Source organism: Sinomonas mesophila (assembly GCF_001999765.1).
GTDB lineage: Bacteria > Actinomycetota > Actinomycetes > Actinomycetales > Micrococcaceae > Sinomonas > Sinomonas mesophila.
Genome location: NZ_KV908326.1, coordinates 147,847 through 171,704, shown reverse-complemented (window position 1 = coordinate 171,704; position 23,858 = coordinate 147,847). Strand labels below are relative to the sequence as shown.

20 protein-coding genes are annotated in these 23,858 nt (G+C 72.5%); 5 read left to right on the top strand and 15 right to left on the bottom strand.

The window, feature by feature from the left end; genetic code table 11:
• Nucleotides 1-80: 80 nt before the first annotated feature.
• From BV907_RS07185 to BV907_RS07165, 5 genes are read right to left on the bottom strand one after another with little or no spacing between them, the layout of a single operon-like run.
• A complete protein-coding gene (locus BV907_RS07185) occupies nucleotides 81-1,394 on the bottom strand; it encodes an MFS transporter (RefSeq protein WP_245827835.1) in 1,314 nt (437 codons plus the stop codon).
• Nucleotides 1,395-1,399: 5 nt separating this feature from the next.
• Nucleotides 1,400-2,038: a hypothetical protein gene (locus tag BV907_RS07180; protein WP_077489040.1), complete on the bottom strand. Its 639-nt coding sequence runs from the start codon at nucleotides 2,036-2,038 to the stop codon at nucleotides 1,400-1,402.
• A gap of 1 nt (nucleotide 2,039) precedes the next feature.
• A complete protein-coding gene (locus BV907_RS07175) occupies nucleotides 2,040-2,951 on the bottom strand; it encodes a carbohydrate ABC transporter permease (RefSeq protein ID WP_139346653.1) in 912 nt (303 codons plus the stop codon).
• Between the two features lie 29 nt (nucleotides 2,952-2,980).
• Nucleotides 2,981-3,922 (bottom strand): carbohydrate ABC transporter permease, encoded by a 942-nt coding sequence (locus BV907_RS07170; RefSeq protein ID WP_245827842.1) that lies wholly within the window; start codon nucleotides 3,920-3,922, stop codon nucleotides 2,981-2,983.
• 55 nt (nucleotides 3,923-3,977) lie between these two features.
• The gene (locus tag BV907_RS07165) at nucleotides 3,978-5,267 is read right to left on the bottom strand and encodes an ABC transporter substrate-binding protein (RefSeq protein WP_077489037.1); all 1,290 of its coding nucleotides are present in this window, start codon (nucleotides 5,265-5,267) and stop codon (nucleotides 3,978-3,980) included.
• A gap of 189 nt (nucleotides 5,268-5,456) precedes the next feature.
• On the opposite strand from BV907_RS07165, the gene BV907_RS07160 reads away from it, so the two are divergent.
• The 3 genes from BV907_RS07160 (at nucleotide 5,457) to BV907_RS07150 (ending at nucleotide 9,502) form a co-directional block, all read left to right on the top strand.
• A complete protein-coding gene (locus BV907_RS07160) occupies nucleotides 5,457-7,595 on the top strand; it encodes a beta-galactosidase (protein ID WP_077489036.1) in 2,139 nt (712 codons plus the stop codon).
• A complete protein-coding gene (locus tag BV907_RS07155) occupies nucleotides 7,592-8,641 on the top strand; it encodes a LacI family DNA-binding transcriptional regulator (RefSeq protein ID WP_077489035.1) in 1,050 nt (349 codons plus the stop codon). Before BV907_RS07160 ends, BV907_RS07155 begins: the two co-directional genes overlap by 4 nt.
• An 84-nt stretch (nucleotides 8,642-8,725) precedes the next feature.
• The gene (locus BV907_RS07150; protein ID WP_077489034.1) at nucleotides 8,726-9,502 is read left to right on the top strand and encodes an IclR family transcriptional regulator; all 777 of its coding nucleotides are present in this window, start codon (nucleotides 8,726-8,728) and stop codon (nucleotides 9,500-9,502) included.
• A 125-nt stretch (nucleotides 9,503-9,627) separates the two neighbouring features.
• Here the strand turns inward: BV907_RS07150 and BV907_RS07145 are convergent, their stop codons facing one another.
• The gene (locus BV907_RS07145; RefSeq protein ID WP_077489033.1) at nucleotides 9,628-10,185 is read right to left on the bottom strand and encodes an ArsR/SmtB family transcription factor; all 558 of its coding nucleotides are present in this window, start codon (nucleotides 10,183-10,185) and stop codon (nucleotides 9,628-9,630) included.
• Between the two features lie 88 nt (nucleotides 10,186-10,273).
• Nucleotides 10,274-11,518 carry an acetoin utilization protein AcuC gene (locus BV907_RS07140; protein WP_077489032.1) on the bottom strand — a complete coding sequence of 415 codons (1,245 nt, stop codon included), beginning with the start codon at nucleotides 11,516-11,518 and terminating at the stop codon, nucleotides 10,274-10,276.
• 169 nt (nucleotides 11,519-11,687) lie between these two features.
• Between BV907_RS07140 and BV907_RS07135 the strand changes: the two genes are divergently transcribed.
• Both BV907_RS07135 and BV907_RS07130 read left to right on the top strand, forming a co-directional pair.
• The gene (locus BV907_RS07135; RefSeq protein ID WP_077489031.1) at nucleotides 11,688-13,100 is read left to right on the top strand and encodes a TrkH family potassium uptake protein; all 1,413 of its coding nucleotides are present in this window, start codon (nucleotides 11,688-11,690) and stop codon (nucleotides 13,098-13,100) included.
• 58 nt (nucleotides 13,101-13,158) lie between these two features.
• A complete protein-coding gene (locus BV907_RS07130) occupies nucleotides 13,159-13,797 on the top strand; it encodes a potassium channel family protein (protein WP_077489106.1) in 639 nt (212 codons plus the stop codon).
• 5 nt (nucleotides 13,798-13,802) lie between these two features.
• Here the strand turns inward: BV907_RS07130 and BV907_RS07125 are convergent, their stop codons facing one another.
• From BV907_RS07125 to BV907_RS07090, 8 genes are all read right to left on the bottom strand, one after another.
• Complete coding sequence (locus tag BV907_RS07125) at nucleotides 13,803-14,603, bottom strand: uracil-DNA glycosylase (RefSeq protein WP_217697899.1); 801 nt, start codon at nucleotides 14,601-14,603, stop codon at nucleotides 13,803-13,805.
• A gap of 83 nt (nucleotides 14,604-14,686) precedes the next feature.
• Nucleotides 14,687-15,517, bottom strand: a complete 831-nt coding sequence (gene proC / locus BV907_RS07120) for a pyrroline-5-carboxylate reductase (RefSeq protein WP_077489030.1) — start codon at nucleotides 15,515-15,517, stop codon at nucleotides 14,687-14,689.
• Between the two features lie 497 nt (nucleotides 15,518-16,014).
• The gene (locus BV907_RS07115; protein WP_077489029.1) at nucleotides 16,015-16,911 is read right to left on the bottom strand and encodes a sugar phosphate isomerase/epimerase family protein; all 897 of its coding nucleotides are present in this window, start codon (nucleotides 16,909-16,911) and stop codon (nucleotides 16,015-16,017) included.
• Entirely contained in the window at nucleotides 16,908-17,927 is a 1,020-nt protein-coding gene (locus tag BV907_RS07110; protein ID WP_077489028.1) for a Ppx/GppA phosphatase family protein, read from the bottom strand. The genes BV907_RS07115 and BV907_RS07110 overlap by 4 nt, the downstream gene beginning before the upstream one ends.
• 7 nt (nucleotides 17,928-17,934) lie before the next feature.
• Complete coding sequence (locus tag BV907_RS07105) at nucleotides 17,935-18,486, bottom strand: SseB family protein (RefSeq protein WP_077489027.1); 552 nt, start codon at nucleotides 18,484-18,486, stop codon at nucleotides 17,935-17,937.
• Complete coding sequence (topA, locus tag BV907_RS07100) at nucleotides 18,483-21,275, bottom strand: type I DNA topoisomerase (protein WP_077489026.1); 2,793 nt, start codon at nucleotides 21,273-21,275, stop codon at nucleotides 18,483-18,485. Before topA ends, BV907_RS07105 begins: the two co-directional genes overlap by 4 nt.
• A 158-nt stretch (nucleotides 21,276-21,433) precedes the next feature.
• Entirely contained in the window at nucleotides 21,434-22,096 is a 663-nt protein-coding gene (locus tag BV907_RS07095; protein WP_077489025.1) for an ArsR/SmtB family transcription factor, read from the bottom strand.
• A gap of 70 nt (nucleotides 22,097-22,166) precedes the next feature.
• Complete coding sequence (locus BV907_RS07090; RefSeq protein ID WP_077489024.1) at nucleotides 22,167-23,834, bottom strand: DUF7059 domain-containing protein; 1,668 nt, start codon at nucleotides 23,832-23,834, stop codon at nucleotides 22,167-22,169.
• Nucleotides 23,835-23,858: the final 24 nt, after the last annotated feature.

Genomic DNA, 23,858 nt, shown 5'->3' with positions numbered 1-23,858 from the left:
CCGTGCAGGTTTCCCCACAAAAAGCGCCCCGCCGTGGCCGACACACCGGGAGAATCCCCCGGCACCCCGCCGCCCAGAGTCTAGTTCTGGGGAAACCTGCCCGCAGACCGGCGCAGCCGCCACAGCGCCGCGGCAGTCAGACCCGCCGCGAACACCGCGAGGGCTCCCGTCGCAACAAGCCCCGCACGCACGCCGAGCCATTCCGTGAGCCACCCGGTCAGGAGGCCGCCGAGGGCGTGCCCACCCATGAGCAGCGGCAGGTACACGGCCATGACGCGGCCCCGGACGGCGGGCTCGGCCGCGAGCTGGACGCTCGTCCCGGCGGCCGAGAGGTACACGAGGGTCGCGACCCCGACCAGGACGAGCACGGCCACGAAGAGCCCCTCCGTCGGCATGAGCGCCGCGGCTCCCTGGGCCAGGCCGAAGCCGGCGGCCGCGAGGACGAGCCGCGGCTGGGTCGTGAGCCGGAGCCGGGCCCCGAGCAGGGACCCGGCCACCGCACCCACGGCCGCGACGGTGTTGTACAGGCCGAAGCCCGCGGCACCGCTGTGCCACACGTCCTCGGCGAAGGCCGTCAGCACGACGGGCCCGTTCATGCCGAACGCCCCCATGCACCCCGAGAGCGCGACGGTCGCGAGCAGCCTTGGCCGCCGGAGGATGTACACGGTCCCGGCCAGGATCGCAGGCGCCCTCCCCGAGCGAGCGGCGCCGTCCCCGCCCGGGCCGGGCGGCGCCGTCGTCCGCGTCCCCGTCCTCCGCGAGGCGGGGAGGCGCAGCGCCGGGCTCCGCAGCGACAGCAGCAGGGCGATCCCCGCCACCCCGCACAGGGCATTCGCCCCGAACGCGGCCGCCGCGCCCGGCCCCGCGAGGATGAGCCCGCCGAGCGCGGGGCCGAGCATCGCGCCAAGCTGGCCCATGGCGTTGTTGAGGGCGACGGCGGTGGGCAGCATCGCGTCGCCGACGACGTCGCTCACGAGGACCTGCCGGGCGGGGCCGTCGACGGCGGCGACGACGCCGAGGAGCACGCAGCTCGCGTACACGGCGGGGAGCCCGAGCTGGCCGATGGCGGCCAGGATGCCGAGGGCCGCCGCGAGGCTCAGGCCGATGCCCTGAGTCCACGCGAGGACTCGGCGCTTGGGCAGGGCGTCCACGAGCACGCCGGCCGCTGGCCCGAGCACGAGCATGGGGATGAACTGCGCGGCGACGGCCACGCCGACGGCGGCCGGGCTGCCGCTGAGCTGCAGGACGAGCCAGTCCTGGGCGAGGCGCTGGATCCACACGCCGGCCGAGGCCACGAGCTGGAGGACGAGGTAGAGGCGATAGTCGCGCAGGCGCAGCACATGGTGCCAGCGCTGCCGGGCAGGGTCGTCGGCGAGGCGCGGGTCGGGGCGCACGCCGCCTACGCCGACCGGGACAGCGCCCGGTAGCGGACGGACACCGCCGCGAGCACGAGGGTCCCCGGGGCGACGGCGAGCAGCGCCGGCAGCATCCACACGAACACGGCCGCGAGGCCCACCGCGGCGGCCAGGAGCACGTTCCCGGTCCAGTCGCGCCCGAGCATCGCCCGGGCCTCGGCGCGCGCGGCCGGCCATCCGCGCTCGGGGCGCCACGACGCCGTCGTGCGCAGGAAGGCGACGAGGAGCACGGCGGCGAGCACCGCCGTCGCCGGCAGCACGAGGCCGCGCACGGGCAGCATGCCCGTGAGCGCGAGCAGGAGGTTGAGCACGACGACGGCGCCCGCCCCTGCGGTCGCCGCGCCCAGGCGCCACGTGTCCGCGAGCGCCTCGCGGAAGAGCCGCAGGAGCACGAGCGGGGAGTCCGCGCGGCCCTCGAGGTGCCGGCGCAGCTGCTCGGCGCCGGCGGCGAACGCGGCCGGCGCCGTGACGAGCGGCAGGGACAGCACGAGGACGATCACCCCTCCGAGCAGCATCTCGGAGAAGAGGGCGAAGCGGTTGACGACGGCGTCGCCCGCCGGCCGCGGGATGCGGCCGGCGGGACGGTGCGAACCGGGACGGTCAGCGCGGGCTGCGGCGGCCATGTCAGCCCTTGAGCCCTTGGGTCGAGACACCCTCGACGATGTAGCGCTGGAACACGAGGAAGAACGCGAGCACCGGCAGGAGCGCGAGCACGCTCATGGCGATCATGGCCCCGTAGTCCGAGCTCTGCGTCTGGTCCACGAAGAGGCGCAGCGCGAGCGGGAGCGGGTACTTCTCCGGCGTGTTGAGGTACAGCAGGGGGCCGAGGAAGTCGTTCCAGCTCCAGATGAACGCGAAGATCGAGGAGCTGATGAGCGCCGGCTTCATGAGCGGGAGCATGATCGAGCCGAAGATCCGCACGTGCCCGGCGCCGTCGATGCGGGCCGCCTCATCGAGGTCGCGGGGCAGGTTGCGCATGAACTGGACCATGAGGAACACGAAGAACGCGTCCGCGGCGAGGAACTTGCCGATCAGCAGCGGGACGTAGGTGTCCACGAGGCCGAGCTGCTGGAAGATGATGTACTGCGGGATGATCACGACGTGGAACGGCAGCAGGAGCGTCGCGATCATCATCCCGAAGAACATGCTCCGCCCGGGGAAGGTGATCCGGGCGAACGCGTAGGCGGAGACCGACGCCGAGAGCACGGTGCCGATCACGGAGCCGACGGCGAGGATGAGCGAGTTCGTGAAGAACTGCGCGGTCGTGACGCCGCCGATCCCGTCGAGCGCGGTGACGAAGTTGTCGAGGCTGAAGTTCTCGCTCCACAGGGCCGGGTTGCCGATGATCTCGCTGTTGGGCTTGAGCGAGGAGGTGATCATCCACAGCGCCGGGTAGAGCACGACGGCGACGAGCGCGAGGGCCGCGGTGTGGAAGGCCACCGACCGCAGGGTCCGGCCCAGCGTGGTCTCCGGCTTGGGGTTGTACTCGGCCGTGGTGCTGTACTCGGCCGCGGGGACCGTGCTCGGTGCGGACATCGCTTCCCGCCTCGTAGGGGTCATGGTGCTCATCGTGCGTCACCGCCGTAGTGGACCCAGGACTTCGACGTGCGGAAGAACAGGAGCGTGATGACGCCGACGACGATCACCAGCAGCCAGGCCATCGCGGACGCGTAGCCCATCCTGAAGTCGCTGAAGCCCCTGAGGTAGAGGTAGAGGGTGTAGAAGAGGGTCGATCCGGCCGGGCCGCCCTCGCCGTTGGAGATGATGTAGGCCGAGGCGAAGATCTGGAACGCGTGGATCGTCTCGAGCAGGAGGTTGAAGAACACGACCGGGGAGAGCATCGGGAACGTGATGTTCACGAACTTCCGCCAGGGGCCGGCGCCGTCCATCGACGCCGCCTCATAGAGCTCCGTCGGGATCTGCTTGAGGCCCGCGAGGAAGATGACCATCGGGGCGCCGAACTGCCACACGGTGAGCAGGATCATCATCGGCATCGTCATGGACGGGTTGCCGACCCAGCCGCCGAGGTGGATGCCGAAGAAGCCCAGGCCCTGGTCGACGGGGCCGTCGTCCCCGAACATCGCCTTCCACACGATCGCGATCGAGACCGACGCGCCGATGAGGCTCGGCGCGTAGAAGGCCGAGCGGTAGAAGCCCTGGCCCTGCGTCGCGTTGTTGAGCAGGAGGGCGACGGCGAGCGCGGCGGCGAGCTTGAGCGGGGTCCCGAAGACCACGTAGGAGAGGGTGACCTGGACCGACTGGAGGAACCGGTCGTCGGCGAAGAGGTCGGTGTAGTTCTCGAGGCCGATCCACGTGGGCGCCTCGAAGAGGTTGTAGTCCGTGAAGGACAGGTACAGCGAGGACAGCATGGGCCCCACCGCGAGGAGGATGAAGCCCAGCAGCCAGGGCAGCAGGAACGTGTATCCGGCGCGGATGTCCGCGCCCCGCTGGCCGGCTCGGCGGGCCGGCGGGGCGGTCTCCACGCCCCTGCGTCGGGTCAGGGTCAGTGTCACGAGAGGTTCCTAGGTCGGGGGGTCGCTGTGGGAGGGGTCCTGGGCAGGCTCAGGAGTTCTGCTTGATGACGTCTTCGGCTTCCTTGAACCACTGGTCCACGGCGCTGTCGACGGTCTGCTTGCCGTAGTTGAGCTCCTCGTTGACCCGCAGGAACGCGGCCTCGAGCGTTCCGAAGCCGACGATGGGCGGCTCCGGGGCGTCCTTGAGGTACTTGGCGATCGAGGTCTCGTAGTCGACGACGGCCTTGTCGGCGCCCTCGAAGGTCGTGCCCTCGCGCTGGGTCTTGGACGCGGGGACGCCGCGGGAGGTCTTGAAGATCTGGCCGACCTCGGGGTCGTTGACCATGAAGTCGATGAACCGGCCGGCGGCGTCCTTGAACTTGGTCTTGGCGCTCGCGACCATGAGCATCGTCGGCTTGAGGAACAGGCCCAGATCGTCGGCGTCGTCCGAGGGGACCGGGACGAGCTTGAGCTCCTTCGCGCCGGAGTCCTTGAGGTAGCCGGCCATGAAGTTGTCCCACGTGTTCTCCGAGGCGGAGACGTTGGAGCCGAAGGGGCTCTTGGGCTTGAGCTGGACGGCGCGGTCGGCCGGGACGATGGCGCCCGTGCCTCGCAGGTCGCCGGCGAGGCTCCACCACTGCTTGAGGTCGTCCTTCGAGAAGCCGAGCTTGCCGTCCTCGGTGAAGGCCTCTATGCCCCGCTGGCGGAGCCAGATGGTGAACTGCCACCAGATGCCCGTGAAGTCGGTGCTGCCGAAGTACCTGCCGCCGCCCTTGGTGCCGACCTCGGCGAGCCAGGCCTTGTACTCGGAGTACGTCCACGTGCCGCCCGGCTCGGCGACGCCGATCTCGGCGAGCTTGGCCGGGTCGTAGTAGACGGCGAAGGCGTTGGTGCTCGTGGGGATGCCATACTGCCTGCCGCGGATCTGGCCAGAGGGCAGAAGGGTCTTCTCGAAGCCGCTCGTGTCGATCCTGAGCTGGCCGAGGTCCATGAGCTGGTTCCGCTGGGCGTAGTCCCGGAGGTAGGAGAGGTCCCACTGCATGACGTCCGGGAGGCCGCCGCCGGCCGCCTCGGTGGCGCGCTTCTGCCAGTAGCCGGCGAAGTCGGTGAAGTTCCCGTTGACCTTGATGTCGGGATTCTTGGACTCGAAGAGGGCGATGGCCTTGCGGGTGCGCTCCGCGCGATCGTCGTTGCCCCACCACGTGTAGTTGATGGTCACGGGGTTCCCGGCGCTGCCGGTCTGGCCGGCGGAGGAGCCGCCCCCGCCGCACGCGGAGAGGGCGACGGCGGAGCCGGCACCGAGGGCGACGGTGGTGAGGAAGGACCTTCTGCTGATCATGGGAGCCTCCTTGCTCGAATGGGTGCGGGTGGCCTGCTCCACTGTGGCGTGGACCACTCTGAATCGTTACAATAACTGAGGTACCCATCACGGGCAAGCGTTTTCCGAGAAATTCCCGGAGCCGAAACCCGTGACCGCTCCACGGGCAGGAGCCCCTCCGCCGGGCCCGTGGCCTCCCGAGAGGAACACATGGCACCGGTTCCCCCGCCCCTTCCGGCGCGTCCCCCGCACGCCTCACTCGCCACGCTGCGCACCTTCCCAGCGGGCATCGCCTTCGGCGGCGACTACAACCCGGAGCAGTGGCCCGAGGACGTCCAGATCGAGGACATCGCGCTCATGCGCGAGGCGGGCGTGAGCCTCGTGAGCGTGGGCATCTTCGCGTGGGCGCTGCTCGAGCCCGAGGAGGGCAGCTACGACTTCGCCTGGCTCGACGCCGTCGTGGACCGGCTCGCCGCGGCCGGCATCAAGGCGGCCCTCGCCGCGCCCACGGCGGCCCCGCCCGCGTGGCTCGTGCGCAAGCATCCCGAGATCCTCCCGGTCACGGCGGAGGGCACGGTGCTCGGCCAGGGGTCCCGGCGCCACTGTTCCCCCAACGCCGCCGCCTACCGCGAGCACGCCCTGCGCATCACGCGCGCCCTCGCCGAGCGCTACCGCGACCACCCCGCCCTTGCGCTGTGGCACGTGGACAACGAGCTCGGCTGCCACGTGAGCCACTTTTACGGCGAGGAGGACGCCGCGGCCTTCCGCGCGTGGCTCGAGCGCCGCTACGGGACCGTCGAGGAGCTCAACCGCGCCTGGGCCACGGCCTTCTGGTCCCAGCACTACGCGTCCTTCGACGAAGTCGAGCCGCCCCGCGCAGCCCCGGCCCAACTCAACCCGACCCAGCAGCTCGACTTCCACCGCTTCAGCTCGTGGGCCTTCAAGGACTTCTACCTCGCCCTCCGCGCCGTCCTGGCCGAGGCCGCGCCGGGCATCCCAGCGACAACGAACTTCATGGCCACGTCCGCGACCAAGCTCCTGGACTACTTCAACTGGGCGCCCGCGATGGACGTCGTCGCCAACGACCACTACCTCGTCGCCGCCGACCCGGAGAGCGAGATCGAGCTCGCCTTCAGCGCCGACCTCACGCGCGGCGTCGCGGGCGGCGCGCCGTGGATGCTCATGGAGCATTCGACCTCGGCCGTGAACTGGCAGCCCCGCAACCGCCCCAAGCTCCCTGGCCAGATGCTGCGGAACTCACTCGCGCACGTGGCCCGCGGCGCCGACGCCGTCATGTTCTTCCAGTGGCGACAGAGCGCCGCCGGCGCGGAGAAGTTCCACTCGGCCATGGTCCCCCACGCGGGGACCGACTCCCGGGTGTGGCGCGAGGTCGTCGCGCTCGGCGGCGCGCTGCGCCGCCTCGAGGAGGTCGTGGGCAGCCGCGTCGAGTCCCGCGCCGCGATCGTCGTCGACTACGAGGCGTGGTGGGCCGCCGAGCTCGACTCGCACCCGAGCCAGGAGGTGCGCTACCTCGACCTCGTGCGCGCGCTGCACCGCGAGCTGTGGCGGCGGGGCATCACGGCCGACCTCGTGCACCCCTCCCAGAGGCTCGAGGGCTACTCCCTCGTCCTCGTCCCCACGCTCTACCTCGTCCACGACGACGCCGCGGGGCGCATCGCCGCCGCCGCCGAGGCCGGCGCCACCGTCCTCGTGACCTACTTCAGCGGGATCGTGGACCCCGACGACCGCGTGCGCCTCGGCGGCTACCCCGGGGCGTTCCGGGAGCTCCTCGGCGTGCGGAGCGAGGAGTTCTTCCCGCTCCTGGCGGGCGAGGCGCTCGCGCTCGACGACGGCACGTCCGCGACGCTGTGGGCCGAGGACCTCCGGCTCGAGGGCGCGACGGCGGTGCGGAAGGTCGACGGCGGGCCGCTCGCCGGGGTGCCGGCCCTCACCCGGCGCGAGGTGGGCTCGGGCGCGGCCTGGTACCTGGCGACCCGCCCGGACGCGGCCGGCCTCGCCTCGCTCGTCGACGCGCTCGTGGCCGAGTCCGGCGTCGCCCCCGCAGCCTGGGCGGGCGCGTCGGACACGGCGGGCGCTGGCGCGCGCCCCGTGGAGCCCGGGCTCGAGCTTGTGCGCCGCCGCGGCACGGACGGCACTGGCTGGCTCTTCGCGCTCAACCACACGGACCGCGACCTGCCCCTCGCCGCGACCGGCACCGAGCTGCTCTCGGGCGAGGCGTTCGGCGGGATCGTCGCGGCGGGAGGCGCCGCCGTCGTCCGCGAGGAGCCGGCCCCGGCGAGCCCGCGGACCGATGCCGCGCAGGGGGAAGGGGGTAGTCTCCCAGCATGAGCAGCACGCGCACCCCGCACGTCCCGGCTGCCCCGGGCTCGGCGAGCATCCGCGACGTCGCCGAGCGCGCGGGAGTCTCGGTGGGCACCGTCTCGAACGTGCTCAACCGGCCGGACATCGTCCGCGCCGCGACGGTCGAGCGGGTCCACGCCGCGATCCGCGAGCTCGGCTTCGTCCGCAACGACGCCGCCCGGCAGCTGCGCGCCGGGCGCTCGACCACCATCGGCCTCGTCGTGCTCGACGTCCGGAACCCGTTCTTCACCGACGTCGCGCGCGGCGCCGAGGACGAGGCCGCGCAGGACGGGCTCTCGGTCGTCATGGCCAACAGCGACGAGTCCCCCGAGCGCGAGGCCGCGCACGTGGACTACTTCGAGACGCAGCGGGTCCTGGGCCTGCTCATGTCCCCGATCGGGGACATGGGCGAGCGGCTCGAGCGGCTCCGCGCCGCCGGGACCCCGGCCGTGCTCGTGGACCGGACCGCGGGCACGCGCGCGCTCAGCTCGGTCGCGGTCGACGACGTCGAGGGCGGCCGGCTCGCGGCTCGGCACCTGCTCGGGCTGGGCCGGCGGCGGCTCGCGTTCGTGGGCGGCCCACTCGGCCTCGAGCAGATGCGCGACCGCCTCGCCGGGGCGCGGGAGGAGGCCGACGCCATCCCGGACGCCCGGGTCGAGGCGGTCGAGACGCCGGGGCTCGGCTTTGCGGACGGACGCCGCGCGGCGCTCGAGCTCCTCGCGAGGCCCGCCGGCGAGCGGCCCGACGCGATCTTCGCGGGCAACGACCTGGTGGCGATCGGGGTCCTCCAGGCCCTCATGGGCGAGGGCAGCCTGCGGGTGCCCGAGGACGTCGCAATCGTCGGCTACGACGACATCGACTTCGCCTCGGCGGCCGTCGTGCCGCTGTCCTCGGTGCGCCAGCCGCGCGAGCGGATCGGCCAGACCGCCGTGCGGATCCTGCGCGAGGAGGCCGCCGACCCGTCGATCGAGCCGCGGCAGGTCGTGTTCAAGCCCGAGCTCGTGGTACGGGCCTCGACGGTCGGCCGGGGCTAGCGCGCCGGGTTCAGGACTCGGCACGCGCTCTCCCGGGGATCGTAGACTGTCCACATTGTGGTCCATTCCGGGGAAGGCGGTCGCGTGGCGGAGGTCCAGGGGACGCAGGTCGTGGGCAGGGTGGCCCAGCTGCTGCGCATCGTCGCGCGCACGGGTGGCGCGGGGCTCTCGCTCGCGGGGATCGTCCGCGCGTCCGGCCTGACCCGCCCCACCGTCCACCGGCTCCTGCGCGCCCTCGCTGCCGAGGGGCTCCTCGACCTCGACGAGGACTCGGGCCGCTGGCACCTCGGGCCCGAGCTGTACGTCATGGGCACGGTCGCGGCGGGCCGCTTCGCCGTCGAACACCTCGCCCGCCCCGCCCTGCGCCGCCTCGCCGAGGCCACGGGCGAGTCGGCGTTCCTCTCGATCCGGCGCGGCGACGAGACCGTGTGCCTGGCCCGCGAGGAGGGCAGCTTCCCCGTCCGCTCCTTCGTGCTCTACGAGGGGGTGCGGTTCCCGCTCGGGGTCGCCTCGGCCGGACTCGCGATCCTCGCGTTCCTCCCGGAGGAGGAGGCCGAGCCGATCATCGCGGACGACGCCGAGCGCACCGCCCTCTTCGGCCCCGCCCACGCCGCCGGGCCGCTGCGGGAGCGGCTGGCCGAGACCCGCGAGCTCGGGTACTCGGTCAACCCCGGCCTCGTCGTGGAGGGCTCGTACGGCCTCGGGGCGGCGGTGTTCGACCCTGCGGGCCGCCCCGCCTGGGCGCTCTCGCTCACGGGCATCGAGCCCCGCTTCCGCCTCGGCCGGCGGGAGGAGCTCGGCGAGCTCCTCCTGGCCGAGGCCCACCGCCTCACGACGGCGATAGCCCACCCCCGCCCCTGACCCTCCGGGAGATGTTTCGGGTACGCATCCCGACGCCCTTTCGGCGTTCCTGGTGCAGATCTCGACGCCGATCCGGCGTTCCGGGTACAACGACCCGCGGGTGTCCGCCCGGCCGGGCGGACGCGCTACCGGCGCCGGCCGAACTTCGGCAGATTGGCCATGAGCTCCGTCGCACGCGCCGCGGCCCGCTCGACCGTTCGCTCGACGGTCCGCTGGATCTGCGCGGGGCGGCTCTCGTCCGCGGCCGCGGGCACGGGCCCGCTCACGCCAGGGGCGGCGGCGCCAGACTCCGGCCGCGGATGCTCGCCGACGACGGCGCCCGGCCGCTCGTCGTCGGCCGTCGCCGCTGTCTCGGCGAGACTCTCGGCAAGAGGCTCGGCGACGGAAGCGCCCGGCGCGACGGCAGCGGGCGCCGGGGCTCCCGCCGTCGTACGCAGCCCCGCGATCCAGCCGCCGACCTCCCCGAGCGGCTCGATGCGCAGCGCGTAGTAGCGCTTCTGGCCCTGCGCGCGGGTCGTGACGAGGCCCGCGTCCCGCAGGACCTTGAGGTGCTTGGACACCGTGGGCTGGCTGGCCTCGAGGGCCTCGACCAGCTCGCCGACCGCCTTGTCGCCCGTGCGCAGCGTGTCCAGGATGTCCCTGCGCGTCCGGTCCGCGATGACGGCGAAGATGTCTGTCACCATATCCCCAGCCTACCCATTCCTCTGCATGTGTCCGTCCGCGCGCATGCCCCCGCCGCAGGCACGGCAGCGGGGCCAGCCGACGCCCGCGTCAGTCGAACCACGGGTCGAGCCCGTGGAACGGGAAGACTTCCCTGCGCGTGGCCATGATCGAGCGGTCGAGGGCGTCGTTCGGGTCGACCCCGACGTCCCAGGAGCGCCACCACAGGTCCGCGCCCTCCCCCATCGTCGCCGGAGCGGAGCGGCCGTAGCGCTCGTGCACGTAGTCCCGCCACGCCGGTGGCGTCGGCGCGCCCAGCTGCAGGGGACGCCCGACGGCGATCCCCACCACGTGCGCCCACGCCCGCGGCACGACCTCGACGAGCTCGTAGCCTCCCCCGCCCGTGGCGAGCCAGCGCCCCTCGCAGAACCGGCGCGCGAGCGAGGCGATGGACAGGGCGGCCGCGCGCTGGGCGTCGACCGAGACGGCGAGGTTCGTGAGCGGGTCGAGGCCGTGCGTGTCGCAGCCGTGCTGGCTCACGATCACCTCGGGCCGGAACGCCCCGACGAGCGGCGGGACGATCGCATGGAAGGCGCGCAGCCACCCGGCGTCGCGGGTCCGCGCCGGGAGGGCGGCGTTCACGGCCGTCCCGGGCGCGCCGGGCCCACCCGTCTCGTTCGCGAAGCCGGTCCCCGGGAACAGGCTCATCCCGCTCTCGTGCAGCGAGATGGTCATGACGCGCGGCTCGTCCCAGAAGATGCCTTGCGTGCCGTCGCCGTGGTGGGCGTCGATGTCGATGTAGGCCACGCGCCCGACGCCGCCGTCCAGGAGGCGTCGGATCGCGGCGGCGGCATCGTTGTAGATGCAGAAGCCGCTCGCCCGGTCCGCGGCGGCGTGGTGCAGGCCGCCGGCGAAGTTGACGGCGTGGAGGGCGGACCCGTCGAGGATCGCCTCGGCCCCCTCGAGGGACGCGCCCACGATCCGCGCGCTCGCCTCGTGCATGCCGGCGAACGCCGGGTCGTCGTCGGTGCCCAGCCCCCGCTCGGGGGCCGCCTGCGCGGGGTCCTCGCTCACGCGGCGCACCGCGGCGATGTACTCCCGCGTGTGCACGGTGCCCAGCTCGGCGTCGTCCGCCACGTGCGGTGCAGCGACGTGCACGGACGGGTGGCCGAAGAGGCCGAGCTCGCGGCACAGGCGGGCGGTGAGGTCCAGCCGGGCGGGGTTCATGGGGTGCTGGGGGCCGAAGTCGTAGGCGAGGAGCTCCTCGCTCCACGCGATCCTGGTCCGGTGACTGTCCTGGGGTGCCGCGGCGCTGGGGTGGCCGGCGGCCTCCGGCTGCGCTGCGGGATCGGACATGCTGCAAGGCTACCCGACTGGCTGAAGGCGCCCGGCGGGAGGCGCACGACGGCGGGCGGTCGCCGTCGTGCGCACGGTGCCGCGGGAGGGCCGCCGGGGTGGTTTACTGAGACAGATAGTGGCCGCCCACATCCTCGGGCGGCGAGGATGTCGGAGGGACACGCACCCCATGGCACAGACCCCGCAGGTGTGGGAGCCTGCGCCCGAGCGCGAGGGGCTCGGTCCCCTCACAGGCCTGCGCGACTTCGTGGACCGGGTCGCGGCCTCGTCGCCGGCCAGGCTGGCGATGCTCGCGTTCACCACTGTGATCCTCGTCTTCACCGCCCTGCTCTCGCTGCCGATCTCGGCCACGAGCGGCGAGGTCACCCCGCTCCACCAGGCCCTGTTCACCGCCGTCTCCGCCGTGTGCGTCACCGGCCTGACCGTGGTCTCGACGGCGGTGCACTGGACCTTCTTCGGGCAGCTCGTGATCCTCCTCGGGGTCTTCGTCGGCGGTCTGGGCACGCTCACGATCGCCTCGCTCCTGACCCTCATGGTGTCCCGCCGGCTGGGCCTGCGCAGCAAGCTCATCGCGCAGGAGGCGCTGAACAACTCGAGCCGGCTCGGCGAGGTCGGCGAGCTCCTGCGCGTCGTGATCGTGACGTCGGTCGTGATCGAGGGGACGCTCGCGGTGGTCCTCACGGGCCGGTTCCTCACGCTCGGCGAGGGCTGGTGGCAGTCGCTGTGGCACGGCGTCTTCTACTCGGTCTCCGCCTTCAACAACGCCGGATTCACGCCGCACTCCGACGGGATCGTCCCGTACGAGGAGGACCTGTGGATCCTCGGGCCGCTCATGATCGGGGCCTTCGTGGGCTCGCTCGGCTTCCCCGTGATCCTCGGCCTGCGCCAGGCGGGGCTGCGGTGGTCCCGCTGGAGCCTTCACGTGAAGCTCACGATCCAGGTCTCGGCCATCCTCGTGGTCCTCGGCGCCGTCCTGTGGGGCTGGATGGAGTGGGACAACACGCGCACCATCGCGGGCATGACGGCGGGCGACAAGATCCTGCACGCGTTCTTCGCCTCGGTCATGACCCGCTCATGCGGGTTCAACCTCGTGGACCAGAACCAGATGGAGGGCACGACCCTCCTGCTCACCGACGCCCTCATGTTCGCCGGAGGAGGGTCCGCGTCGACGGGCGGCGGCATCAAGGTCACCACCATCGCCGTCATGTTCCTGGCCATCATGGCCGAGGTGCGCGGCGACGCGGACGTCAAGGCCTACGGCCGCACGATCCCCGAGAGCGCCCTGCGCGTGGCCATCTCCGTGATCGTCGCTGGCGCGACCATGGTCCTCGTCGGCTGCTTCCTCATGGCGGCGATCACGGCGGAGCCCCTGGACAGGATCATGTTCGAGGTCATCTCGGCGTTCGCGACGTGCGGCCTCAGCACGAACCTCAGCGCCGAGGCCCCGCCCGCGGGCGCCTATGTCCTCTCGGCGCTCATGTTCGCTGGCCGCCTCGGCACGATCACGCTCGCGTCGGCGCTGACGGTCCGGCAGCGCATCCAGCTCTACCACTACCCGGAAGAGAGGCCGATCATTGGCTAGTCCCAGTCCCAGTCCCAGCGCCAGCCCGGCGAGCCGCCGCCCGCATCCCTCGGTGCCCGTGCTCGTGATTGGGCTCGGCCGGTTCGGTTCGGCGACAGCCGAGCAGCTCGTCAAGCAGGGCCGAGAGGTCCTCGCGATCGAGCGCGACGTGTCCCTCGTCCAGAAGTGGTCCGGGACCCTGACGCACGTCGTCCAGGCGGACGCGACCAACATCGACGCCCTCCGCCAGCTCGGCGCGCAGGAGTTCCAGTCCGCCGTCGTCGGCGTGGGGACCTCGATCGAGTCCTCGGTGCTCATCACGGCGAACCTCGTGGACCTCGGCATCGAGCACCTGTGGGTCAAGGCGATCACTCCCTCGCACGGGAAGATCCTGACGCGCATCGGGGCGAACCACGTGATCTACCCGGAGGCGGACGCCGGGGTGCGCGCGGCGCACCTGGTGAGCGGCCGCATGCTGGACTTCATCGAGTTCGACGACGACTTCGCGATCGTCAAGATGTACCCGCCCAAGGAGACGCAGGGCTTCACGCTCGCCGAGTCGCAGGTTCGCTCGAAATACGGCGTGACGATCGTCGGCGTCAAGAGTCCCGGCGAGGACTTCACCTACGCGCAGCCGCACACGAAGGTCAGCAGCCGGGACATGCTCATCGTCTCGGGACACGTGGACCTGCTCGAGCGCTTCGCCGCGAGGCCGTAGGCCCATCACAGCCGCAGCAGGGCGGCGTCCAGCATCTCCGCGGTGAGGCGCCCCGTGGAGGTGTTGTGCGGGCTCACGTGGTAGCTGCCGAGGAGTCGGACAGCGCCGCGTCCCGTGGGGCCCTCGCCCGGGAGGCCGAGCAGCACCTCGGTCCCGTGCCCGAACGCGGGCTTGGGCTTCGGCACGTCCCAGCCCAGGCGCCGGACCGCGGCGAGCACGGAGTTCCAGGCAATGCCGCCGAGGGCGAGCACCGAGACGAGGCCCTGCGGCGAGGCAGCAGTGAGGGCGAGGTCCCGGTCGAGCCAGTGCCCGCAGGCGGCGAGCTCGGCGGGCGTCGGCCGGTTCGCAGGCGGGGCGCAGCGCACCGACGCGACGATGCGGACCCCTGTCAGCACCATGCCGTCCCCCGCGGCCAGCGACACGGGCTGGCTCGCGTAGCCCGTGCGGTGGAGAGCGGCGTAGAGCCAGTCGCCGGAGCGGTCCCCGGTGAACATCCGCCCCGTCCGGTTGGTGCCGTTGGCCGCAGGCGCGAGGCCGACGATGAGCTTCTGCGCTGACGGGTCGCCGAAGGAGGGGCCTGGCCGTCCCCAATAGGGCTGCTCGGCGAAGGCGGCACGGCGGCCCGAGACGGCCACGGCCTCCCGCCACTCGACGAGTCGCGGGCAGGCGCGGCAGACCGAGCTCAGCGCGTCGACCTCGCCCACGGTCGCTGCGGCCGCTGCCAGACGCGCGGCGTCGGACGCCGAGCGCGCGACGGGCGTGTCCGCGGTCGCGGGGTCGCCAGGCCATCCAGACCCCGGCGGCACGGGCGAGTCGAAGGGCTGGCCCGTGACGGGGTGGAGGCCGCCGCGGGGGCCTGCCCCCTGCCGCGGCCGGTGCTGGGGCGATTTCAGCCGAGGTCGACGCTGATCTGCTGGGCGCGCGCCGTCGCCGCCTTGGCCCCGTCGGCGATGATGCCCGGCAGTCCGCGCTCGTCGAAGACGGCGATCGCGCGCTCGGTGGTCCCGTTCGGGCTCGTGACCCCGCGGCGCAGGGCGGACGGGTCCGCGCCCGGCTCGGCGAGCATGAGCCCGGCGCCGACCACGGTCTCGCGCGCGAGGACGAGGGCAAGCTCCGGGTCGATGCCGAGGGCCTCCCCCGCGGCCGCCATCGCCTCGGCGAGGTAGAACACGTAGGCGGGGCCGGAGCCGCTCACCGCGGAGACGGCGTCGATCTGGTCCTCGGGCACCCTCACCGCGACGCCGACGGCGGAGAAGAGCTCGGTCGTGCGGGCGATGTGTTCGGGGCCGGCGTGCGTGCCGCCGGCGATGGCGACGACACCGCGGCCCACGCGCGCGGGGGTATTCGGCATCGTGCGGACCACGGGCTGCCCCTCGGGCAGCGCGCGCTCGAGCTGGGCGATCGAGACCGCGGCGGCAACGCTCACGACGACGGCCGAGGGCGAGAGTGCGGGGGCGATGGACGCGGCGAGGTCTGCGATGCCGACGGGCTTGACGCCAAGGATCACCACCCCAGCGCCGCGGACGGCCTCGAGGTTCGCTTCCTCCTCCTCGCTCGTGGCGATGACGGTCACGCCGTGCTTGGCGGCGAGCTGGGCGGCACGCTCGGAGCGGCGCACGGTGGCCACGACGTCGGTGGCGTGGACCCCCGAGGCCAGGAGGCCGGCCATGATGGCTTCGTTCATGGATCCGCAGCCAAGGAACGCGATCTTGTTGGTCATGCCCTCCATCCTGCCAGCCGAGGCAGCGACGCGCATTCCCAGCTTGCTCCCACGATTCGTCCGGGATGCCCCCATGCGCCCTCCGTAGGGTGGTGATCACCTCACAGGGTGCGAGTGATGGAAGCGGCGGGTCTCCCCGGATCCGCCGCACGGGCACTGGCAGCATGGGATCGGTCCCCGCCTTCCCCCGCTGCCGGTGCCCTTCGCATGTGGTCGCGGGCATGCGCCGTCGCGATGCCAGCGGCTCGGCTTCACAGGGTACTCTCAGCCAAATTCGTGGCGTCCCTCTGGAACGCGGGCGTATCGTGGAACCACTCATTAGGTGCGAGTGATGGTACCGATCCGGTTCACCGGATCGGTCCCAGGCGCCGGGGCGGTGCAGGAGATTTCCCCCAATGTTTCCTGCAGAACCGTCCCGGCGTTCTGCATTTAAGCCTCTGCATGTGGGCCGAGCGGCACTGGGCGGCGTGGCCATCCGCACGACGCGGCCCGGCGGCCTACCGTGAGACGGTCTGGCCCAGGTGCGTGCGGGCGAATTCGAGGGTCTCGGCGAGCAGGCGCTCCCTGTCCCCGGCGGCCCGGGCCTTGCGCGTGCTGATCTCAGCCACGATGGCGCCCTCGAAGCCGTTGCCCGCGAGGTACTGCAGGCATTCGGCCACCTGCTGCGTGCCGCGGCCTGGAACGAGGTGCTCGTCGCGGAAGGTCCGCCCCGAGCCGTCGGTGAGGTGCACGTGGCGCACCGTGCTGCCGAGGGCCTTGAGCGCCGCGAGGCTGTCCTCCCGTGCGGTCGCGGCGTGCGAGAAGTCCCACGTCACGTCGCTGTACCCCTGCCCGACGGGGTCCCAGTGCGGGAGGTAGGCGAGAGTCTCGCGGCCGCGGACACGCCACGGGTACATGTTCTCGACGGCGATCCGGACGCCGAACGCCTCCGCGAGATCACGCACGCCGTGGGCGAAGGTCTCGGCGTAGGCACCCTGCCACCGGAACGGGGGATGGACGACGACCGTGTCGCAGCCGACCTCGAGCGCCATCTTGCACGACTGGCTGATCTTGTTCCACGGCGCTCCCCACACCTGCTGGGTCAGCAGGAGGGTCGGGGCGTGGATCGAGACGATCGGCTGGCCGTAGCGCTCCGCCAGGTGGATGAGCTCGTCCGCCTTCTGGCTCGTGGCGTTGTTCGTGACCATGACCTCGACGCCGTCGAAGCCGAGGTCGGAGGCGACAGCGAACGCGTCGTGAATGCTCAGCGGGTACACCGACGCGCTCGAGAGGGCCACGGGGATGTGGCGGTCCTCCGCCTCGCGTGAGGCTTCAGCGGTCGCCGACTGCGCGGCGTCCGACGTCGCGCGCTCCCCCTCGGCGGCGTCCGACGGCGTCTGCTCGGCGCCGGTCATGCGCGCGCCCTCGACGGGTGGAGGCGCGCGGCGCGGAGCCGCTCGCTCTGGATGGGCTCGATGTGCGCGGGCGGCTCGAGCGGGCCCTCGAGGACGAGCTGGTCGAGGCGGCGGAGGATGAGTCCCTCACGCAGCGCCCAGGGGCAGATCTCGAGCTGATCGATCTCGAAGAGCTCCATCGCGGCCTCGGCTGCGAGGGCCCCGGCGAGGAGCTGCCGGGCGCGGGCCTCCGAGACGCCGGGGAGGTGGATGCGGTCCGACACGGCCATCGCCGAGATCCGCTGCGTCCACAGGCCGAGGTCAGTGCGGGTCAGGACGCGGCGGACATAGGGTCCCGCGCCGGACGGCGCGGCGCCGGCGATCCGGGCGAGGGACCGGAAGGTCTTCGACGTCCCGGTGACAAGGTTGGGGGGCCCGAACGGCGCGAACTCCTTCACGACGGGCTTGAGCGTGTCCCTGACGTACCGCCGCACGTCCTTGACGCTCTTGGCGCTCGGCGGGTCCTCGGGCAGCCAGTCCCGGGTGAGCCGCTGCGCGCCGAGCGGGACCGAGGTGGCCACGGCGGGCAGGGAGTCATGGCCCATCGCGAGCTCGAAGGAGCCCCCGCCGATGTCGAGGTCCAGGATCGTCCCGGCGCCCCAGCCGTACCAGCGGCGGACGGCGAAGAAGGTCATGGCCGCCTCTTCCGGGCCCGTGAGCTCCTGGAGCATCACGTGCGCTTCGCGCTGGACCCGGTCCAGCACGGCCTCGCCGTTGGTGGCCTCGCGGATGGCCGAGGTGCAGAACGCAAGGAGGTCTTCGGCGTCGTGCCTGCCCGCGAACGCCCAGGCCTCCTGGACGAAGTCGACGAGCTCGCGCTGGCCAGCCTCGTTGATGCTCCCATCCGCGTCGAGGAACCTCACCAGGGAGAGCGGGCGCTTGTGCGAGGCGTACGCGACGGGCTGCGCGCCGGGGTGGGCGTCCACCAGGAGTAGGTGCACGGTGTTGGAACCGATGTCGAGGACGCCTAGACGCATAAGCCCATTATTCCCCGGCCCGGCCCTCGCCGAGCTCGTCCGGCCCGGCCCCTCCCGGCGCTGTCTCCCCCGGCTCTGCCGGGCGGAAGTCCCGCAGGACTGCGGCGACGTGCTCCGTGCTGAGCTCGAAGCCGTAGGCGCTGCCGGGGTTGAGCACGACGCCGAGCTCCGTGCCGAGGTTCTGCAGGAGCACGGCGCCCTGCGTCTCCACGACCGTGGGCGCGTGGTCGAGGAAGTCCGGCCGGATCCGCGCGCGGTGCGTGAACGCCGCGACGAGCGGCTTGCCCTCGCTGTTGGTCAGGACGAGCGGCTCGACATACTCCGTCTGGCCTGGCACCGGCTCGGGCACGAGTAGGCAGACGAGGCCGTTGAGGAACGCCAGGATCGGCGCCGTCTCTGCGTTCTCCCCCTCGCCGCCCTGAATCTCGGAGGCGGCCGCGAGGGCCTCCTCGAGTTCCGTGAGCGGTGCCGGGTCGAGGTGCGGCGGGGTGCCACCGTCCTCCGCCGGTGTGCCGGTCGCAGGGCCGTTCGCCGTGCCGTGCGTCTGCTCTTCGCTCATTTCGCTCCTGCCTTCGTCCGGCCTCCGCCGGAGCGGCCGCGCGACGCCGGGCGCTTGGCCGGGCCCTTCGCACGCTTCTCGGCGAGGAGCTCGATCGCGCGCTCGCGCGTGAGCTCCTCGATGGCCGTGCTGCGCGGCACGGTGATGTTCGTGACCCCGTCCGTGATGTACGGGCCGAAGCGGCCCTCCTTGACCACGATCGGCTTGCCCGACGTCGGGTCCTCGCCGAACTCGGCCAGCAGCGGAGTCGCGGTGCGGCCGCCGCGGGTCTTGGGCTGGGAGTAGATCTCGAGGGCCTGCTCGAGGGTGATCGTGAAGATCTCCTCCTCGCTGCCGATCGACCGCGAGTCGGTCCCCTTCTTCAGGTACGGGCCGAAGCGGCCGTTCTGGACGGTGATGGCGTTGCCCTCCGCGTCCTCGCCGAGCCGGCGGGGCAGGCTCATGAGGGCCAGGGCCTCCTCGAGCGTCACCGAGTCCACGGTCATGGACTTGAAGAGCGAGCCCGTGCGCGGCTTGACCTTGGCGGGCTTCTTCGGCGGCTTGGGCTTGCCGTTCTTGTAGTACTCGACCGGCTGCGCGGCGAGCTGCTCGGGGGTCGGCTCCGGGATCACCTCGGTCACGTACGCGCCGTAGCGCCCGCTCTTGGCGACGACGGTGTGCCCCGTGTGCGGGTCGGTGCCGAGGACGCGCTCCTCAGGGCCCGCCGTCTCCATGAGCTCGCGCGCCTTCTCGGCCGTGAGCTCGTCCGGGGCGAGGTCGTCCGGGACGTTGGCGCGCTCGGGCGCCGTGCCCTCGGGGGCACCCTCGGGCAGCGGCTTCTCGAGGTACGGGCCGTACTTGCCCACGCGCAGGATGATGCCCGGGGCGATTTCGACCGAGTTGACCTCCCGGGCGTCGATCTCCCCCAGGCCGTTGACGATCCGCGTCAGGCCGGGGTTGTCGTCGTCGCCGAAATAGAAGTGGCTGAGCCACTCGGAGCCTGCCTGCTCGCCCGCAGCGATCCGGTCGAGGTCCTCCTCCATCTCGGCGGTGAAGTCGTAGTCGACGTAGTCGTGGAAGTGCTCCTCGAGGAGGCGGACCACCGAGAACGCGATCCAGCTCGGCACGAGCGCCGTGCCGCGCGAGCGCACGTACCCGCGGTCCATGATCGTCGAGATGGTCGCCGCATACGTGGACGGGCGGCCGATGCCGCGCTCCTCGAGCGTCTTGACGAGCGAGGCCTCCGTGTAGCGCGGCGGCGGGGACGTCTGGTGGCCGTTCGGAGCGAGTTCGAGGGCGTGAAGGGCCTGGCCCTGCGTGAGCGCCGGGAGGCGCCCCCCGTCGCCGGAGGCCGCTTGGCCCGCCGCGCTTCCTCCGTTTTCCGTGTCCTCCCGCGCCTCGTCCCGCCCCTCCTCGTACGCGGCGAGGAAGCCGCGGAAGGTGATGACCGTGCCCGAGGCGGCGAATTCGGCGTCCCGCCCAGCGGCCCCACCGGAGACGGCGACGGCGCCGAGGCGGACCGTCGCGGTCGAGCCCTTCGCGTCCTCCATCTGCGACGCGACGGTGCGCTTCCAGATGAGCTCGTAGAGGCGGAACTCGTCGCCCGAGAGCTGCTTCGCGACCTGGGCGGGCGTGCGGAAGGAGTCCCCCGCGGGGCGGATGGCCTCGTGGGCCTCCTGCGCGTTCTTGGACTTCGAGGCGTACACGCGCGGCGAGCGCGGGATGTACTCGCCGCCGTACAGCTCGGAGGCCTGGCGGCGCGCGGCCGTGACGGCCTGATCGGACAGCGCCGTCGAGTCGGTACGCATATAGGTGATGTAGCCGTTCTCGTACAGGCGCTGCGCGAGCTGCATCGTCACGCGCGCCGAGAACCGCAGCTTGCGGGCGGCCTCCTGCTGGAGGGTCGAGGTCGTGAACGGCGCCGCGGGACGGCGGGTGTACGGCTTCTCCTCGACCGAGCGGACGGCGAAGTCGGCGCCCTCGAGCCCCTCGGCGAGGGCCCGCGCGGCGGCCTCGTCGAGCAGCTGGGCGTTCTTCGCGATGAGCTGGCCGCGGTCGTCGAAGTCGCGGCCGCTGGCCACCTTCTTCCCGTCGACCGACGCGAGGCGGGCCGTGAAGCTCTGCCCCGCGCCGCCGTCGTCCGCGCCCTTTCCTGCCGCCGGCGCCAGCGTCGCCGTGAGGTCCCAGTATTCCGCCGTGCGGAAGGCCATGCGCTCGCGCTCGCGCTCGACGACGAGGCGGGTCGCCACGGACTGCACGCGGCCCGCGGAGAGGCCGCCCGCGACCTTTCGCCACAGCACAGGGGAGATCTCGTAGCCGTAGAGCCGGTCGAGGACGCGGCGGGTCTCCTGCGCGTCGACGAGGGACTCGTCGACATCGCGCAGCTCGGCCATCGCGCGCTGGATGGCCTCCTTGGTGATCTCGGGGAAGGTCAGGCGGTGCACGGGCACCTTGGGCTTGAGCACCTCGAGCAGGTGCCACGCGATGGCCTCGCCCTCGCGGTCACCGTCGGTGGCGAGGTAGAGCTCGTCGGCGTCCTTGAGCTTGGCCTTGAGCTCGGCGACCTTCTTCTTCTTGTCCGGGGAGACGACGTAGTACGGCTCGAAGCCGTGCTCGATGTCGACGGCGAACTTGCCCACCGAGGTCTTCTTGAGCTCGGCGGGGAGGTCCGAGGGCTGCGGGAGGTCGCGGATGTGGCCCATCGAGGCATCGACTTCGAAGCCCTCGCCCAGGTACTGGGCGATGGTCTTGCTCTTGGCCGGCGACTCGACGATCACGAGCTTCTTGCCGGTTCTAGCCTTCGTGGCCACGGTACTCCTCGCCAAACTGCAACACTCCTGGCCGCCCTGAGGGGCGCGCTGGGGGCGCGGCGGAGGCCGCGCAAGTCCCTAGTTCACCATACGACGGCGGCCGGAGCGCAAGCGCCGCCCGTCCCGCCTGTGGACACGCGCCCGTGCGGGACGCGCGCTCAGCCCTCGGGCGGGGCGGCCTTCGTGCGCCGCGTCCGCGGTTTGGCGGGGGCGGCCGTGCCCTCGCGCACCTCGGGAAGCATCGACCACAGCACGTACATCCGTTCGGCGCCCTCGGGTTCCTCGCTCCCGGGCGTGTCCTCGGGCTCGAACTCGTCGAGGAGCGCGGACATGCGCCGCTTGAACTCGGCGCGCTGCTCGAGCGTGAGCTTGAGGACGTTGCCCGAGACGACCATGACGGGCGTCTCGTCCGGCTCGCCGTGGCGGAGGGCGTCCTCGCGGTGCCGCGCGTGCGAGGCGATGCGCCGGCGGAGCGACTCGAGCTCCATGTCCACGATCGCCAGGCCCGGGGTCTGCCCGGTCGTCGCGGTGTCGAGGTTGAGGTCGGTCCCGGCGGCCTTCCAGCGGCGCTCCCGGCCGTCCCCGTCGCTGGGCGCGTCGACGACGATGCCCCACTTCTTGAGGGCCCGGAGGTGGTAGCTCATGGCGCTCGGGGTCAGCCCCGTGAAGGCCGCGAGCTCCGTGGCGGTCCGGCTCTTCTGGCTGGAGTAGAGCTCGTTGATGGCCTCGAGCCGCGCCGCGTGGGCAAGAGCCCGGATGGCCTTCGGATCGGTGATCCGCACCGGGTTCTCGGTGCGGGGGCTGCGCTTCTTCTCGGTCATGGTGCTTTTTTCGTCGTTCCGATGTTGAGTGTAATTAACGCCACACTCGCTATTGTGTCAAGCTATCTCTTCACAATTGGGCGAGGTCCGCGGCGGTGCTATCAGGAGCGACGCCGCCACGCGCAGTACCCTCCCGCGCAGCGGGAATGAGGAATCCGTCGAGGACGAGGTTCGCGGCCTCACCGAGGAGGCCCGCGCGGAACCCGTCGTCGTCCCTGCCCAGGAGCGCGCCGAGGGCGGAGGCGATCTGCCCGGCCGTGAGCTCGCCGTCGCACGCGGAGACGAAGCCTGCCAGCTCGGTGCTCATGAGGTTCGTGCGGCGGAAACCGGAGCCCTGCCGCAGGAGGATGACGCCGGGATGCTCGGCGCCCGGGCGCTGGTGCCGCTCCTCCGTGACGTCGTCGGCGACGGTGAGCCGCTGCCCCGCGATCCCGTCCCCCACCGCGGCGAGCCAGTCGGCACGCCCGACGGCGGCGGCCCAGTGGGGGCCGATCGGCTGCTCGAGCGGATGGGTCAGCTCCTCGAAGCGGTCCAGGCGCGCCTGCCCGGGGCCGGGACGGCGGAGCCACACGGCGCCGAAACCGATCGCGGCCGTGCCGCGGGCCGCGAAGTCCGCGAGGTAGGCCGCGTACGAGGCCTCGTAGGCGGCCGGGTCGCGCTGCTGGGACGCGTCCGCGAGCCAGGTTTCGGCGTACTGCTCCGGGGTCAGCTCCTCGCGCTGGAGGACCCACGCGTCGAGCCCCTCGGGGACCCAGCGGCGCACGCGCTCGTGCCACGCGGCGCCCTCGGGGATCTCCCAGTTGCCCAGCAGCTGCGCCGTCCCGCCCTCGGCGAGCACGCCGCCGAGCCCCGCGACGAGGTCCGCGACGATCCGGTCGCCGGGGAGGCCGCCGTCACGGTAGGTGAACTGCTCCTCAGCCGATTCCCCCGCCGTGCGCGGAGTGATGACGAAGGGCGGATTGGAGACGACGAGGTCGAACCGCTCCCCCGCGACCGGCTCGAGGAGCGACCCCAGCCGCAGTTCAACGCGGCCCTCCGGGTCCTCGGGGTCGATCCCGAGCGAGGGCGCGTTGAGCAGGAGGTTGAACCGGGTGAACGCGAGCGCGCGCTCGGAGACGTCCGTCGCCACGACGTGCTCGGCGTGCTCGAGCAGGTGGAAGGCCTGGATCCCGCAGCCCGTGCCGAGGTCGAGGGCCCGCGCAACGGGCCGTCGGGCCGTGGTCTGGACGAGCGTCGCGGATGCGTGGCCGATCCCGAGGACGTGGTCCGCGCGCAGCACGCCCGGGCGCTGGTGCGCGGCCAGGTCCGAGGCGACCCAGAGCTCGGTCTGCCCCGCGGCGGCGTCCCACGCGTACGGGCGCAGGTCGACCGTGGAGGCGAGGCGGCCGCCGTCGTCCGGGGCGGCGAGCCTGAGCGCGAGGAGGCCCTCCGCGCGGACGGCGGGCAGGGCGCCGTCGAGCTCCCCGCCCGTCAGCGGCCGGGCCAGGAGGAAGAAGCGCACGACGGCGGCGAGCCGGGCCCGGCGCGGGTCGTCGCCGGACCGGGCGGTCGCCAGGAGGGCGGGGACGATCTGGTCGCGGGCGAGGGCCGCGTGGGCCGACGGGCCGAGGAGGTCCGCGACTCCGTCGACGGTGAAGCCCGCGGCCGCGAGGTCCGTCGCGAGCGCGCGCAGGAGCGCGGGCCGGTCGGAGGCGGGGGCATCGAGGGGAGCCGGGTGCACGGGCTCTGCGCTGTTCACCCGGGAAAGTCTAGGCGGCGCGCC